This is a genomic window from Labrys wisconsinensis (assembly GCF_030814995.1).
GTDB classification, from domain to species: domain Bacteria; phylum Pseudomonadota; class Alphaproteobacteria; order Rhizobiales; family Labraceae; genus Labrys; species Labrys wisconsinensis.
On the sequence record NZ_JAUSVX010000014.1, the window covers coordinates 54165 to 68185 of the forward strand.

14 protein-coding genes are annotated in these 14021 nt (G+C 66.5%); 7 read left to right on the forward strand and 7 right to left on the reverse strand.

Annotated features, from left to right (window positions below; translation table 11 throughout):
- The first annotated feature begins 53 nt into the window (after positions 1 to 53).
- From QO011_RS29670 to QO011_RS29690, 5 genes are all read left to right on the forward strand, one after another.
- The gene (locus QO011_RS29670) at positions 54 to 989 is read left to right on the forward strand and encodes a LysR substrate-binding domain-containing protein (RefSeq protein WP_307280485.1); all 936 of its coding nucleotides are present in this window, start codon (positions 54 to 56) and stop codon (positions 987 to 989) included.
- Between the two features lie 80 nt (positions 990 to 1069).
- Positions 1070 to 4387, forward strand: a complete 3318-nt coding sequence (carB, locus tag QO011_RS29675) for a carbamoyl-phosphate synthase large subunit (RefSeq protein ID WP_307280487.1) — start codon at positions 1070 to 1072, stop codon at positions 4385 to 4387.
- A gap of 107 nt (positions 4388 to 4494) precedes the next feature.
- Positions 4495 to 4968, forward strand: a complete 474-nt coding sequence (gene greA, locus QO011_RS29680; RefSeq protein ID WP_307280489.1) for a transcription elongation factor GreA — start codon at positions 4495 to 4497, stop codon at positions 4966 to 4968.
- Positions 4969 to 5042: 74 nt separating this feature from the next.
- Positions 5043 to 5558: a hypothetical protein gene (locus QO011_RS29685; protein ID WP_307280492.1), complete on the forward strand. Its 516-nt coding sequence runs from the start codon at positions 5043 to 5045 to the stop codon at positions 5556 to 5558.
- Between the two features lie 176 nt (positions 5559 to 5734).
- On the forward strand, positions 5735 to 7096 hold the full coding sequence (locus tag QO011_RS29690) for a methyl-accepting chemotaxis protein (RefSeq protein WP_307280495.1): 1362 nt from the start codon (positions 5735 to 5737) through the stop codon (positions 7094 to 7096).
- A 7-nt stretch (positions 7097 to 7103) separates the two neighbouring features.
- On the opposite strand, the gene QO011_RS29695 is transcribed toward QO011_RS29690, so the two are convergent.
- From QO011_RS29695 to QO011_RS29710, 4 genes are all read right to left on the reverse strand, one after another.
- On the reverse strand, positions 7104 to 7583 hold the full coding sequence (locus tag QO011_RS29695) for an Lrp/AsnC family transcriptional regulator (protein ID WP_307280497.1): 480 nt from the start codon (positions 7581 to 7583) through the stop codon (positions 7104 to 7106).
- Positions 7584 to 7738: 155 nt separating this feature from the next.
- Positions 7739 to 8536 (reverse strand): metallophosphoesterase, encoded by a 798-nt coding sequence (locus tag QO011_RS29700; protein ID WP_307280501.1) that lies wholly within the window; start codon positions 8534 to 8536, stop codon positions 7739 to 7741.
- Between the two features lie 176 nt (positions 8537 to 8712).
- Entirely contained in the window at positions 8713 to 9405 is a 693-nt protein-coding gene (locus QO011_RS29705) for a VapC50 family PIN domain-containing toxin (RefSeq protein WP_307280503.1), read from the reverse strand.
- Complete coding sequence (locus tag QO011_RS29710; RefSeq protein ID WP_307280506.1) at positions 9395 to 9832, reverse strand: DNA-binding protein; 438 nt, start codon at positions 9830 to 9832, stop codon at positions 9395 to 9397. Before QO011_RS29710 ends, QO011_RS29705 begins: the two co-directional genes overlap by 11 nt.
- A gap of 268 nt (positions 9833 to 10100) precedes the next feature.
- Here QO011_RS29710 and QO011_RS29715 point away from each other — a divergent pair, with 268 nt between their 5' ends.
- On the forward strand, positions 10101 to 10478 hold the full coding sequence (locus tag QO011_RS29715; RefSeq protein WP_307280508.1) for a helix-turn-helix domain-containing protein: 378 nt from the start codon (positions 10101 to 10103) through the stop codon (positions 10476 to 10478).
- 186 nt (positions 10479 to 10664) lie between these two features.
- Here QO011_RS29715 and QO011_RS42585 read toward each other — a convergent pair whose 3' ends face one another.
- On the reverse strand, positions 10665 to 10988 hold the full coding sequence (locus tag QO011_RS42585; protein WP_370882031.1) for an NAD(P)-binding domain-containing protein: 324 nt from the start codon (positions 10986 to 10988) through the stop codon (positions 10665 to 10667).
- Positions 10989 to 11137: 149 nt separating this feature from the next.
- Positions 11138 to 11932, reverse strand: a complete 795-nt coding sequence (locus QO011_RS29720) for an SDR family NAD(P)-dependent oxidoreductase (protein WP_307280511.1) — start codon at positions 11930 to 11932, stop codon at positions 11138 to 11140.
- A 101-nt stretch (positions 11933 to 12033) separates the two neighbouring features.
- Here QO011_RS29720 and QO011_RS29725 point away from each other — a divergent pair, with 101 nt between their 5' ends.
- Complete coding sequence (locus QO011_RS29725) at positions 12034 to 12924, forward strand: LysR family transcriptional regulator (RefSeq protein ID WP_307280515.1); 891 nt, start codon at positions 12034 to 12036, stop codon at positions 12922 to 12924.
- Positions 12925 to 13409: 485 nt separating this feature from the next.
- On the opposite strand, the gene QO011_RS29730 is transcribed toward QO011_RS29725, so the two are convergent.
- Positions 13410 to 13958 carry a TetR/AcrR family transcriptional regulator gene (locus tag QO011_RS29730; RefSeq protein ID WP_307280518.1) on the reverse strand — a complete coding sequence of 183 codons (549 nt, stop codon included), beginning with the start codon at positions 13956 to 13958 and terminating at the stop codon, positions 13410 to 13412.
- Between the last annotated feature and the right edge of the window lie 63 nt (positions 13959 to 14021).

Below are 14021 nucleotides of genomic sequence, written 5' to 3' on the forward strand. Positions count from 1 at the left end.
TTCCCGGCGCGGCCGTATTAAAAAGTTTCGCTCATGAATGAGGTGGTGTGGCCATGGGCGAGCGCCTTCCCTCCCTACCGGCCCTGCGCGTGTTCGAGGCGGCCGGCCGCCTCCTGAGCTTCACCCGCGCGGCGGCCGAGCTCAACGTCACCCAGGCGGCGGTCAGCCATCAGATCCGCGCGCTGGAGCAGCAGCTCGGCCAGCCCCTGTTCCGGCGCTCGACGCGGCGCCTGGAGCTGACGGCGGCCGGACGGCTGCTGCTGCCGGCGGCGGCCTCGGCGTTCTCGACGCTGGAGCGGGCCGTGGCCGAGCTCGGCCGCGCCAGGGCGATGCTCGGCATCACCACCAGCCCGTTCTTCGGGGCGCGCTGGCTGGCACCGCGGCTGGCCCGCTTCGCCGGGCGCCATCCCGACATCGACGTGTCGGTGCGCCACACCCAGGCGGTGCTGGATCTGGCGGCGGAGGGGCTCGATCTCGCCATCCGCAGCGGCCGGGGCTACTGGCCCGGCGTCGAGGCCGAGCTGCTCGTGCCGATGGACCTGGTGCCGGCCGCCGCGCCCGCCGTGGCGGCCCGGCTCGGGCCGGATGCGCGCACCGCCATCGCCGGGGCGACGCTCCTGCACAACGAGACCCGCGAGGAATGGGCGGACTGGCTGCGCGTCGCCGGGCTCGACCCGCACCTGTCCGAGCAGGGGCCGGTGTTCGACGACGAGCACGTCCTGGTCGAGGCGGCGCAGAGCGGCCAGGGCGTTGCGCTGGTGGCGCCTGGGGTCGTCGCCAAGGAGTTCGAGGCCGGCGCGCTGGTCGAGGTCGCCGACCTCGCCATCGAGAGCTGCGGCTATTATCTCGTCTACCGGCCCGGCGGGCTGGACGTGCCCAAGCTCGCGGCGTTCCGCGACTTCCTGATGGCGGAGGCCGGGCGCGGCGCCCCGCCGCCGCGACGGGCCTGGGGCAAGAACGTCCTTCCCCCCGGCGCCAAAATGCTCTAAGCCCACGGCTCGATCCGTCCGGCGCCGCGGTGTCATGCTCCGCGGCTTTTTCATGCCGGCATTCCGAGTTCGGACGAGCAATGCCCAAACGCACCGACATCGCCTCCATCCTCATCATCGGCGCCGGACCGATCGTCATCGGCCAGGCCTGCGAGTTCGACTATTCCGGCACGCAGGCGGTCAAGGCACTGAGGCAGGAGGGATATCGCGTCATCCTGGTCAACTCGAATCCGGCGACGATCATGACCGATCCGGAGCTGGCGGACGCGACCTATGTCGAGCCGATCACGCCGGACGTCGTGGCCAAGATCATCGAGAAGGAGCGCCCCGACGCGCTGCTGCCGACCATGGGCGGCCAGACCGCGCTCAACACGGCGCTGGCGCTGGAAGCCGCCGGCGTCCTGAAGAAGTTCGGCGTGGAGATGATCGGCGCCGATGCCGACGCCATCGACAAGGCCGAGGACCGCGAGCGCTTCCGCGAGGCCATGGCGAAGATCGGCCTGGAGACGCCGCGCTCGGCGATGGCCCATACCCTGGTCGAGGCGCTGGAGGCGCTCGACACCATCGGCCTGCCCGCCATCATCCGCCCCTCCTTCACCCTCGGGGGCACCGGCGGCGGCATCGCCTACAACCGCGCCGAGTTCATCGACATCATCGAGCGCGGCCTCGACGCTTCGCCCACCAGCCAGGTGCTGGTCGAGGAGAGCGTGCTGGGCTGGAAGGAGTTCGAGATGGAGGTGGTCCGCGACAGACGCGACAACGCCATCATCGTCTGCTCCATCGAGAACATCGACCCGATGGGCGTGCACACCGGCGATTCCATCACCGTCGCGCCGGCGCTGACGCTGACGGACAAGGAATACCAGATCATGCGCGACGCCTCGATCGCGGTGCTGCGCGAGATCGGCGTGGAGACCGGCGGCTCGAACGTGCAGTTCGCGGTCAACCCGGCCGACGGGCGCCTGGTGGTGATCGAGATGAACCCGCGCGTGTCGCGCTCCTCGGCGCTCGCCTCGAAGGCGACGGGCTTTCCCATCGCCAAGGTCGCGGCCAAGCTCGCCGTCGGCTACACCCTCGACGAGATCGAGAACGACATCACCGGCGGAGCGACGCCGGCCTCCTTCGAGCCGACCATCGACTACGTCGTCACCAAGATCCCGCGCTTCGCCTTCGAGAAGTTCCCGGGGGCGGAGCCGATCCTCTCCACCGCCATGAAGTCGGTCGGCGAGGCCATGGCGATCGGCCGTACCTTCCAGGAGAGCCTGCAGAAGGCGCTGCGCTCGCTGGAGACGGGCCTCAGCGGCCTCGACGAGATCGAGATCGAGGGCCTCGGCAAGGGCGACGACAAGAACGCCATCCGTGCCGCGCTCGGCGAGCCGACGCCGGACCGGCTCCTGCGCGTCGCCCAGGCCATGCGCATGGGGCTGAGCGACGCCGAGATCCATGCGGTCTGCAAGATCGATCCCTGGTTCCTGGCGCAGGTCCGCGGCATCGTCGACACCGAGCAGAAGATCCGCCGCATCGGCCTGCCCGCGACGCCGGGGGCGTTCCGGGCCCTCAAGGCGATGGGCTTCTCGGACCGGCGGCTGGAAACGCTGGCCGGACTGCCCGACGGGGCGGCGCGGACGGCCCGACGCGGCCTCGGCGTCAGGCCGGTGTTCAAGCGCATCGACACCTGCGCCGCCGAGTTCGCGTCGCCCACCGCCTACATGTACTCGACCTATGCCCCGCCCTTCGCCGGCGCGACCGCGGACGAGGCCTTGCCGTCCGACCGGCGCAAGGTGGTGATCCTCGGCGGCGGGCCGAATCGCATCGGCCAGGGCATCGAGTTCGATTATTGCTGCTGCCATGCCTGCTTCGCGCTCTCGGACGCCGGGTTCGAGACGATCATGATCAACTGCAACCCCGAGACCGTCTCCACCGACTACGACACCTCCGACCGGCTCTATTTCGAGCCCTTGAGCGAGGAGGACGTGCTGGAGATCCTGGAGACGGAGAAGGCGCGGGGCACGCTGCACGGCGTCATCGTGCAGTTCGGCGGCCAGACGCCGCTCAAGCTCGCCGGGGCGCTGGAGGCCGCGGGCATCCCGATCCTCGGCACCTCGCCGGACGCCATCGACCTCGCCGAGGACCGCGACCGCTTCAAGCGGCTGATCGACAAATTGGCCCTGCGCCAGCCCAAGAACGGCATCGCCTATTCCGTCGAGCAGTCGCGCCTGGTGGCGGCCGATCTCGGCCTGCCCCTGGTGGTGCGCCCCTCCTATGTTCTCGGCGGGCGGGCCATGGCGATCATCCGCGACGAGGGCACTTTCGACGACTACCTCCTGGGCACGCTGCCGCAGATGGTGCCGCCCGACGTCAAGGCGCGCTATCCCAACGACAAGACCGGCCAGATCAACACGGTGCTGGGCAAGAACCCGCTGCTGTTCGACCGCTACCTCTCCGACGCGGTGGAGGTCGACGTCGACTGCCTGTGCGACGGCAAGGACACCTATATCGCCGGCATCATGGAGCATATCGAGGAGGCCGGCATCCATTCCGGCGATTCGGCCTGCTCGCTGCCGCCGCGCTCGCTGTCGCCGGAGACCCTGGCCGAGCTGGAGCGCCAGACCCGCGCCCTGGCGCTGGCAGTCGGCGTCGGCGGCCTGATGAACGTGCAATATGCGATCAAGGACGGCGTCATCTACGTGCTGGAGGTCAATCCGCGCGCCTCGCGCACCGTGCCCTTCGTCGCCAAGGTGATCGGCGAGCCGATCGCCAAGATCGCGGCGCGGATCATGGCCGGCGAGAGCCTCGCCTCCTTCGGCCTGACGCCCAAGACGCTCGGGCACATCGCGGTGAAGGAGGCGGTGTTCCCCTTCGCCCGCTTCCCCGGCGTCGACACCGTGCTCGGGCCGGAGATGCGTTCCACCGGCGAGGTGATCGGGCTCGACACCGATTACGGCGTCGCCTTCGCCAAGAGCCAGCTCGGCGGCGGCACCAAGGTCCCGGTGGAGGGCGTGGTGTTCGTGTCGCTGAAGGACGAGGACAAGCCGCGCATCGTCGACACCGCCAGGCTGCTGGTCGATCTCGGCTTCACCATCCTGGCCACCGACGGCACGCAGCGCTTCCTGGCCGAGAACGGCATCGCGGCGACGCGCGTCAACAAGGTGCTGGAAGGGCGGCCGCACATCGTCGACGCCATCAAGAACGGCGGCGTGCAGCTGGTGTTCAACACGACCGAAGGGGCCCAGGCCCTCAGCGACTCCCGGTCGCTGCGCCGAGCCGCCCTCTTGCATAAAGTGCCATATTACACCACTCTCTCCGGTGCGATTGCGGCAGCGCAAGGGATCAAGGCCTACAAGAGCGGCGATCTCAAGGTGCGTGCGCTGCAGTCCTATTTCGGTGCGGCAGCCTGACGGGGGAGGCTGCGGCGCCGGGCGTAACGTCCGACAGTGCAACCGACCGCGGGCCGGAATCCAACCCCGGCGGCGTGCGTTTTTTGCGTCTTTTGAGAAGAATTGACATGGACAAGATCCCGATGACCGCCGCGGGCCACGCGGCGCTTGAGGCCGAGTTGAGGCAGCGTCAGCAGATCGAGCGTCCGCGCATCATCGCGGCCATCTCCGAAGCCCGCTCGCATGGCGATCTCTCCGAGAACGCCGAGTATCACGCCGCCAAGGAAGCGCAGGGCCACAACGAGGGACGCGTCGCCGAGCTCGAGGACATGCTGGCGCGCGCCGAGGTGATCGACGTTTCCAAGCTCTCCGGCGACACCGTGAAATTCGGGGCCCGCGTCACCCTGATCGACGAGGACACCGACGAGGAGAAGACCTACCTGATCGTCGGCGAGAGCGAGGCCGACGTCCGCTCGGGCAAGATCTCCATCTCCTCGCCGCTCGCCCGCGCCCTGGTGGGCAAGAAGCAGGGCGTCTCGGTCGAGGTCAACACGCCCAAGGGCCCGAAGGCCTACGAGATCGCCAACGTGGCCTGGAACTGAGGCCGGCGCGGGGCCGGCGGTCCCGTGCCGCCGCTCCGCATTGCCAATCCCTGAAAGGCTGGAGGAACGGCCCGATGTCCCTCGACATGCCCACCCGCCGCGCTGCGCTGGCCGTCGTCGGAGCCTCGGTGCTGGCTGCGGCGCTGGCCGGTTGCACCACCCCGGCGCCCGGGCTCACCGAGCAGGCCAAGGCCATGCCGATCAGCGGGGTCCACGTCAGCGGAACCGCGAATCGCACGCTGGAGGTGCTCGCGCCCCTGGTGGCGCAGGAGCTGGTCTCCGAGCTGGGCTCCCGCTACGCGCCGGGCGCCAGGGGCGGCGCCACCCTCGTGGTCGAGCTCACCGGCGTCCTCATCGAGACCGGCGGCAATGGCGGCTCGCGCCACTACCGCTTCAGCGTCGACGCCGTCGACCAGCTCGAAGGCCGCGTGAGCCTGCTCGGCCCGCGCGGCGAGGCTCTGACCGACTTTCCCTTCCTGGCGAGTACCGGCGCGATGTTCCGCTCCTCGCTCGACTTCTATCCCGATCCGCGCCGGCTGCAGGGCCTGGCGCACGCCTATGCCTATTGGATCGCGCGCAAGATCGGCTGAACTATAGGCGGGGTTGTGGAAGCCGTCCTGGTGCGGCGTCCATCTTATTATTATGTTCGCCTGGTGGAATACTTGCAGCCGGCCGTAGCGGCCTGGACCGGCTCCCCTAACCGAACCTTAAGCATCTTGCCGACATCGTTCGATCTATGTCCCGGATCGTTCGCCTCGAGTGACTGATGTTTGGTTCTCGCCGCAGCCTGACCCTCTCGCCGCCCGCCGCGGCCACCTCGTCCGAAGCCGAGGATCGTCCCGAGCAGCGCCTGGTCGAGGCGCTGGATGGCCTGCGGGCCGCACGCCTCGCCGGCGCCGCGCTCCCCGAAGGCCGGGTCGGCCATGCGCTCGGCGACCTCCTCCGCTTGCTGGAAGAGGACAGCCGCCGCGACCTCGCCGCCACCGTCGCGGTGGCGAGTGAGGCTTCCGAGGCCGCGGCCAATATCGGCTGGATGACCCACGACATCGCCGAGATGGCGAGCTCGACCTCCTCGATCTCCGGCGCGGTGGAGGAGCTGGCCGCCTCGATCGCCCAGCTCTCGCAGACGTCGGGCGCCAGCGCCATGGAGGCCGAGGCCGCCCGCGACGGCATGCGCGGCTGCATCGCGCAGATGCGCCGGGGGAGCGACGCCATGGCGGTGATCAGCACCGGCGTCGCCGGCATCGGCGAGCGCCTGGGCTCGCTCGAGGAGGCGGTGGCGCAGATCGCCGCCATGGCGGGCACGATCGAGACGATCTCGCGCCAGACCAACCTGCTCGCCCTCAACGCCACCATCGAGGCGGCGCGGGCCGGCGCGGCGGGAGCGGGCTTCGCCGTGGTCGCCGGCGAGGTCAAGTCGCTGTCCGGCCAGACCGCGCAGGCCACCGAGCAGATCCGCCAGCGCGTCGGCACGCTGGTGACCGGCATGCGGGCCATCGCCAAGGCGGTCGAGGACAGCTGCCTGGCCGTCGGGGAGGGGCACGACACCATCCGCGGCGTGGAGGCCGGCATCGAGACCGTCGGCGCCCAGATCGACGGCATCACCGACAATATGCGCGCGCTGGCCGAGGTGCTCGGCCAGCAGCAGGGCGCAACCAATTCGATCGCCGTCAGCGTCGGCGACATTGCCGGCAAGGCGGCGAAGAGCAAGGGCGAGATCGCCGCCGTCCTGGAGCGGCTGACCGGGGCGGAGCAGACGGCGCAGGCGTGCTTCGACCGGGCTGCCGGGCGGCCGATCGCCGCCTATCCGCTGGTCCGCTTTCCCGCCGATGCCGCCGCCTGGAAGCGACGCCTGGCGGCGGTGCTGGTCGGCGCCGCGCCGGCCCGCGAGGAGACGGCGGTGCTCGGCGAGCGGATCGCCCGCCGCCATTGCGAGACGGCGGCCGCCGGTGCTCCGGCCGCGACCGCCTTTCTGCAGGCCGAGCACAAGGCCCATGCCGAGGCCCTGCGGCTGGTGCGGGCGGTCGCCGCGCGGCGCTGGGACGAAGCCACTCCCGCCTTCATGGCGTGCGAGGCGGCGTTGGCCGCCGCCGTCGCCGCGGCCGGCACCCTCGCCGGCGCGGCCTGAGCCGACCTCAGGTCGGCGGCGGCAGCTCCGCCGGGACGATCGCCTCGTCCTTGACCGGTCGCAGCGTCAGCGCCGTCTTGACGTTGCGCACCGAGGGGGCGGCCGTCAGCTCGGCGACGAAGGCCTGGAAGGCCCTGAGGTCCGGCGCGACGCATTTCAGCACGAAGTCGATGTCGCCCGACAGCATCCAGCATTCGCGCACCAGCGGCTGGCCGCGCACATAGGCCTCGAAGGCGGCGAGGGCGGAGCCGGCCTGGGCGACGAGGTTGACCATCGCGAACACGGTCACCTCGTAGCCGAGCGCGCTCTCGTCGAGCAGCGTGCGGTAGCCCTTGATCACGCCGGCCTCCTCCAGCGCCCGCACCCGCCGGAGGCAGGGCGGCGCGGAGATGCCGACCCGCGAGGCCAGCTCGACATTGGTCATGCGGCCGTCGGCCTGCAATTCCCTGAGGATCTTCCAGTCGACCGTATCGAGGCGTACGCGCAAGGCTGGCTTTCCGTGCGGGCGGGACCTTCGATCCCTAAACCGCCCGCCGGAAGCAAGGCAAGCATCTTTCTGGCGCGCGGCCGGCCATCCACGACAGAAGCTTGCGTGGCGGGGGGCTGACGGGAACGAACCGTGTCCAGAGCGCCTTTCGGCTCTCAGGCTGCCGGGAGATCGACGACGAAGCCGGAGTCGAACATCCCGGCCGAGTCCTCGTCGACATGTCCGCGCGGATTGCAGACGACCCGGGTCGCGCCGAGACGGTAGTCCGAGCGCGAATGCACGTGTCCGTGCACCCAGAGCGCGGGCTGGCGGGCCGCGATCAGGCCGGACAGGTCGCTCGCATAGCAATGGGCCGTGTCTGCCCAGCTTGCGGGAAGCGAGCCGGGATGGGGGGCGTGATGGGTCACGACGACCGAAGGGCCGGGCCCAGGCTCCGCCAGCCGCGCGTCGAGCCATGCGCGGCTGGTCAGATGCCGCGACATCAGGTCGAGCGGACGGACATATTTGTCCCGGCCAGCGGATTTCCGGCGGATGCGCCGATAGTCGTTCATCGCCCGTCGCGCCATGCGGTCGGCTTCGCTGCTGGACCACGTCCACAGCCGCAGGTCGGTCCATAGCGTCGAACCCAGGAACCGCACGCCGGCCAACAAGATCGCCTCGTCGATCAGCAGATGAACATTGCGCCGGGCCGCCAGATCGCGCCCGCGGGCGATCTGATCCGCCATGGTGTAGCGATCCTCGCCCCGATCCCACCAGAAATCGTGATTGCCCGGCGCGTAGATCACGGGCATGCCGGCCAGGCGGTCCGCGAGCCAGTCGACGGACCGCGTGAGCGGCGAATGCACGTCTCCGGCGACCACGGCGATGTCGACGCCCGCCGCGGGCGGCACCGGAGTCCACGCGTTCCCGGTCCAATCCTGGTGCAGGTCGGAGAAGATCCACAGCCGCGCCATGGCGGCCTCCTCGAAAAATGCGGCGCCCCGCTGGCGGGGCCGATGCGTGACAATGATGGGATGAAGCTCTGGGGCCCGCTCAGGCGGCGGCGCGAAGGCGCGCGTGTACCGGGACCCGGCGAAGGGGCCGACGGCAAAGGCGGAAAATAGCGCAGCTTGTCATCATGGGCCGATAGCTAGCTCATGGCAAGCGCAGTTGCAACCGCGTCGGGATCGTATCGCGCGAGGATTGTCCGGCCTGATGCCGGGATCTGCAATTGTTTGCTGGGATCGATCAGCAGTGTTCTTCGTACTTGGAGGGCAGAAGCGTGCCGTTCCATCCGTTTAGCGAACTGGACGAGCTCTTGTTTCTCAAGAATTCCGATGAAGTCCGATGTCGAAACTCGGGTCTTGCTCAAATTTCGCCGAGCTCTCACGAGAGAATCGATCAGCAGGCGCGGAATTTTGTCGAAGAGATCGGAGAGAAAGGCATCGGGGGTCATCGCTCGAAGGTTGAACTTTCCCAGCTCGTCTGCTGGAAAGTGGCGGAGGTTCCAAGTGAGAATCAGCGCTGCATTGGCTGTGATCGCCGCCGCAACAACATGGCGATCATTCGGATCGGGCAGAGTTATCTTGGGGATATGCTTCTCGTATCCACTGACCATCGCCGTTGGAAGCGCATGCTCCATCAGTCTGCGGGTACCCTGCAGGCGCTCCGTCGGGATGGCTGGCGCATCGGCCAGCAGGCTTCGAATCCATTCCTCGTGGATTGCCTCTGTCCAGCGCGCCTCGACAAGACGGTCTACTCCGACTTGAACGAGAACATTCCTGAGATGAAAGGGATATGGAATGCAGGCGTCGAAGACCGCGATCGAGGGCTCAAACGCCATAGCGCCGCCCGAGGTCCTCGGCGTCCTCGGCGAGAGCCTCCAGCGCCTTCTGCTGGGCGTCCATTCTCGTCTTCAGCACCAATACGTCCTTCAGCTTCGCACGGCGATGCTTGCCGACATATCGGAATGGGAGCTCGCCAAGGTTCATGCGATGGACGACGAGAGGTCGGGAGATTCCAAGGATGCCTGCCGCGTCGTTCGGACTGAGTTCTTGGTCCTCGGCGAGGAGAGCGACCCGCTCACCCTGGAGGAGATGCCCCAGTGCTGCCTCGAGCAGCGCCGCAGCCTTCGGCGGCAGCCTGACCACCTGATCCTCGCCGGACTTGCGGCGGAGCCGGACCTCGACCCGATCGCCCTTGCCGAGAGGCTTGGCGGCCTTGCGCTCCCGATCCGAGAGCTCGACGAACTGCAGGGTGTGGGTGGTCATGGCGGCGCTCCTTGTCATGCCCAGAGTCGGCTTGCACCAATCTAACTGAAATATCTGAAAGGTTCGGCGACAAAAAGGCGGTTGCGACGGATTTCGATCGAGCGATTACACGATTTTCGTTGCCGGGGTGTCGCCAGCCCGGGCAGTTCTGCCCCGACGAAGCGAAAGGATCGACGGAGGTGAATAGCCTCTTGGATAGAGTTCGATGCGTGACACATCGGTGCTCGATGTCGGGCCGCGGCGGAATCTACGAGCAGGAGACGAAAGCATGTCCGCCATCATGACCAAGACGCCGGGCGGCGAGGAGATCGTCATCCTGTCCCGCGCCGAGTATGACGCGCTCACCGCCGCCAAGGAGGACATCGACGACGCTGCTACAGCACGCGCCATCAGGGCTCGCCTCGACGCGGAGACCGAGGAGGTCCTCACCAGCGAGGAGATGAAGGCACTTCTTGCTGCTCCGACACCGCTTGCCTTCTGGCGCAAGAAGCGCGGCCTGAGCCAAATCGACCTGGCTCGCGAGGTCGGCGTGGTTCAGGGGTACGTCCCCGAGATGGAGAACGGAAGGAGGACCGGCGACGTCGTGGTGCTGGTGCGCATCGCTCGCGCGCTCAACGTCAAGATCGACGACCTGGTCACCGGTTGACGAGGGGGTGCAGGGGGCCCAACACCCGATTCTTGTGATTGGTCGAGCGAGCCATACCAAACCCGGCGGTACAGCCGCTCGATGCAGGACGAGTTCGAATCCCTCTCGGCCCGCCATCTTCTTCGGGGCTCTGCGCCAGAATTGCTGCGGGTATTGTGTTGAAGCCTTTGGCCACCCGCGCTCCGCTCAGGGTCTCTTGAACGAGGCGTGACGAGAACTTGCCGCCCAAGTCCGTCGGGGTGAAATCCGGAAAGTTGATCGCGTTGGTTGGATCGACGACCGTTTTTCGCTCCAGTTCGTCATGGCGGCAAGTCCAGCAATTGCCGAAAAGGGAATCGCCAAGATGACGTCCTGGGCCTCGAGCGTGTCTTGCAGCGAGTTCGCCGTCACAGTTGGCCCAATCGCCTTGGCTTGCTGCGTGATCGCCTCGGGCGGCCGCTGGGCCGCGACGGATACTTGACTGTTCTTACGGGGGAACGCCCCGGGCAGGCGCCTGACCGATGGCGCCAAAACCTATAATCGCATAGCGCATGAGATCCTTCGGCTGCTGTTTAGAGTGAATGCAGGCGCATTTGACATGCCCTGTTGTCTAGCCCGGGAGAGAACCGATGGTCTGACCCTTGCCGAAGCCGCGTTGAGCGGGTGAAAAAGCGGGCGGCCTATGCAATTGTCCGAACGACACCGCCGTCGACACGCAAGGAAGAGCCTGTTGTCGCCGAAGCCTGCTCTGAGCAGATATAGACGACCAGGTTTGCGACTTCTTCGGTTGTCGCGAAGCGCTTGATGAGCGTTGTCGGGCGCGTCGTCTTAAGGAACTGCTGCTCGGCTTCCTCCTGCGTAATGCCTTGCGCCTCCGCAGCCGCCTTCATCCAACCGCCCATGATCTCCGAATTGGTCGGACCAGGCAGGACCGAATTGACGGTGACGCCTGTTCCGCCGACCACCTCGGCCAAGCCCCTCGAAACGGCGAGCTGAGCGGTCTTGGTCATAGCGTAGTCGATCAAGTCTACCGGGATTGCGAGCGCGGACTCGCTACTGATGAAGACGACGCGACCCCAGCCGCGCTTCATCATGTCCGGCACATAGTGGCGGGAGGCCCGGATGCCGCTCATGACGTTCAGCTCGAAGAGATCGATCCACTCGCTGTCGCCGATTTCGAAGAAGGGCTTCGCGCGCCCCGTGCCCACATTGTTGACGAGAATGTCCGCATCCGGCGCCCGCGCGAACAACTCCGCGGCACCTTCCGGGGTCGCAAGATCGGCGGTGACGCCGGTGAACTGACCCTTTGGGAAAAGCTTGCGCAACTCGCGAAGCGTTGCGGCGACCCTGTCCTCGCGGCGGCCGTTGATCACGACCGCAGCGCCTGCACGCGCCAACCCTTCTGCAATGGCTCGGCCGATACCTGCCGTGGACCCAGTAACGACCGCCCTGCGGCCAGTAAGTTCGATATTCATGACACCCTTCCTTCAACTGCGGAGAGATCTGTATGTGGATGATGTCAAAGCCAACGATAATGGCCTAAGTTGCCATAACATTAATTCCCTGGAGGAATGGGATGGATCGATTCAACGAATTGAACGCCTTCATCGCCGTGGCTGAAGCAGGCGGTTTTTCCGCCGCGGCGCGCACAACCGGAGACTCACAGTCCGCCGTCAGTAAGGCCATCGGTTCGTTGGAAAAACGCCTGGGCGTGATGCTGTTTAATAGAAGCACACGCCGCGTTACCCTGACGGATCAGGGGCGGAGATACTATGATCGGACAAAGCCGCTTATCGACGAGATGCAGGACGCCGATAGCGAACTGACCAGAAGCACGCTGGGTGTTTCGGGTTTAATTAGGATCGCCGCATCTGGTACTTTCGGCCGTCTTCATGTCTTGCCGCTCATCCCCACCCTGTTGTCGCTCAATCCCGGCCTTCAGGTGGATCTCGTTCTCTCCGACATCGTGCGAGATATGGTGGAAGATCGGATCGACCTGGCAATACGACTTGGGCCTGTCACTGAGCCCGACGCGGTTGTGAGGCGCGTTGCAATCACTCCCCTCGTATGCGTCGGATCTCGCCGTTATTTCGAGCGCCACGGGATACCAAAGACACCTGCGGAGCTCGTTGAGCACAATTGCCTTTTGTATGGCGGCCTAACAGAGGCGGCGAATTGGCCGTTCGTGGGGCGAGAAGGTCGATTCAGCGTCCCGGTTCGAGGGAACCTCTGGTCCAACAGTGTCGAAACGATAAGGGCCGCGGTTCTGGGCGATGTTGGAATTGGCCTGTTCGCCAAGGTTTCCCTTGCCGATGAACTCAGCCATCCCGACGTCATTCCTATCCTCGGGGAATTTATGAGCGATGTCAGAGATATAAGTCTCGTTTGGCCGAAACGCCGTTTCGTCCCGGCCCGAGTCCGGCAAGTGACCGATTTCTTCGCGGACGCCATTCCGCGGCGAACTTGAGAAAAAGTCCGCAATGGCTCTTCGCCGCCAATCCGTTGCAAACGGCGTCGTGTCTCGCATCGAAGACGCTATCGGGGGAGGGTGGCTGGTGTATCGCTCCGCCAGCTCTTTCAGCGTGGCTTTTTCGCGCCATGTTGGGGTGCCGCCGGCCCGTTATGCACACAAGGTTATGGAAGACGCCCTTGCGTGAAGAGGTTAGCTTGATAGACGGCGGCGCGCCGACAAAGCCCGACCCTTTGCATGCGGCCTGTGGCGGCTTGAGGGCCGCAGAGAGCTATAGCGTGCCTTAGAGAGCCACTGCGTCGCTGTCGTGCCCATCTTCATCGCTCTCGGCCAGCCAGACCCGCCGATTTCCCTCCATGGCCCGATATTGTCGCCGATTTCCGCACACCACCAAGCGGTATGGCGAACTGCCGATTCCACGCTATTGCGCGACACTCACGCACTCGCGTCAGGTCGGCCAACACAGCGCGCGGTAGCTATCGCTACTTTCGACCGGCGATGGCCATCGCGAACAAGCGTATTGCGGCCTCGACGTCATCCTCACGCTGGGGTTTCAGTCTGCCACTGAGTTCGATCATCGCCAGGCCTTGAACGAGCGCCCGGCATGCCAGCTTGGCCGCATCCGCACTATTGGGGACCAGTTCGGCGACGCGCCGGTCGAGAACCTCGTCGGCATGCTGGATCGCCGCGGTTCCGGCGTGACCATATTGGGGGCCGAACATCAGCCGGAACAAGGCTGGATGCAGCCGCGCAAAGCGGGTGAACGCCACGCCTTGCGCGAACAGCGCCTCCGCCGCGTCGGCACACGCATCGGCCTTGGCCAGTTCATCTCCGAGCATCGTGAAGCCGCGATCGGCGACCGCCGCCAGCAGCGCCGCCTTGTCCTCGAAGTGCCGATAGGGGGCCATGGCGGAAACCCCGGCGGCACGCGCCACAGCGCGAAGGCTGGGCGCCTCGCCGTCCGGTTCCAACAGATCGAGCGCCGCCATCAGCAACGCGGCTCGAAGCCCGTCTTTCGATTCAGATACCATTTGACATCTCGTTTACAGTGTATACTTATCTGCTTACACCGTACACAAGCACAGGAGTCCTGT

Excerpts from the sequence above, each read along its gene's own strand:
- QO011_RS29700 (WP_307280501.1), bottom strand. The coding sequence starts at position 8,536 with ATGGCGCGGCTGTGGATCTTCTCCGACCTGCACCAGGATTGGACCGGG.
- greA (WP_307280489.1), top strand. The coding sequence starts at position 4,495 with ATGGACAAGATCCCGATGACCGCCGCGGGCCACGCGGCGCTTGAGGCC.
- carB (WP_307280487.1), top strand. The coding sequence starts at position 1,070 with ATGCCCAAACGCACCGACATCGCCTCCATCCTCATCATCGGCGCCGGA.
- QO011_RS29720 (WP_307280511.1), bottom strand. The coding sequence starts at position 11,932 with ATGAATATCGAACTTACTGGCCGCAGGGCGGTCGTTACTGGGTCCACG.
- QO011_RS29670 (WP_307280485.1), top strand. The coding sequence starts at position 54 with ATGGGCGAGCGCCTTCCCTCCCTACCGGCCCTGCGCGTGTTCGAGGCG.
- QO011_RS29690 (WP_307280495.1), top strand. The coding sequence starts at position 5,735 with ATGTTTGGTTCTCGCCGCAGCCTGACCCTCTCGCCGCCCGCCGCGGCC.
- QO011_RS29710 (WP_307280506.1), bottom strand. The coding sequence starts at position 9,832 with ATGACCACCCACACCCTGCAGTTCGTCGAGCTCTCGGATCGGGAGCGC.
- QO011_RS29705 (WP_307280503.1), bottom strand. The coding sequence starts at position 9,405 with ATGGCGTTTGAGCCCTCGATCGCGGTCTTCGACGCCTGCATTCCATAT.
- QO011_RS29715 (WP_307280508.1), top strand. The coding sequence starts at position 10,101 with ATGTCCGCCATCATGACCAAGACGCCGGGCGGCGAGGAGATCGTCATC.
- QO011_RS29725 (WP_307280515.1), top strand. The coding sequence starts at position 12,034 with ATGGATCGATTCAACGAATTGAACGCCTTCATCGCCGTGGCTGAAGCA.
- QO011_RS29730 (WP_307280518.1), bottom strand. The coding sequence starts at position 13,958 with ATGGTATCTGAATCGAAAGACGGGCTTCGAGCCGCGTTGCTGATGGCG.
- QO011_RS29685 (WP_307280492.1), top strand. The coding sequence starts at position 5,043 with ATGTCCCTCGACATGCCCACCCGCCGCGCTGCGCTGGCCGTCGTCGGA.